Genomic DNA, 256 nt, shown 5'->3' on the forward strand with positions numbered 1-256 from the left:
CGCAATACACCTTCAACTTTAACAACTTCAACATCATCTACTTGTTTAACAACGGCGGACCGGCGGTGGCTGGCGCGAACGCGGGCGGTACCGACATTCTGGTGTCGTGGATCTATAAGCTGACGATGTCCTCATCGCAGTACGCCATCGCGGCCACCATCACCATCCTGCTGTCGATTTTTGTCGTCGGCCTGGCGTTGTGGCAGTTCCGCGCCACCAAATCGTTCAAAAACGACGACATGGCATAAGGGAAGAA

At 53.9% G+C, this 256-nt stretch carries 1 pseudogene; it reads left to right on the forward strand.

The window, feature by feature from the left end:
- Window positions 1–248: pseudogene (locus tag ACEN88_RS35770) on the forward strand (sugar ABC transporter permease); the annotation flags it as partial.
- Window positions 249–256 lie beyond the last annotated feature (8 nt).

Source organism: Massilia sp. CT11-108 (genome assembly GCF_047302915.1).
In the GTDB taxonomy this organism is placed as follows: domain Bacteria; phylum Pseudomonadota; class Gammaproteobacteria; order Burkholderiales; family Burkholderiaceae_D; genus Telluria; species Telluria orientalis.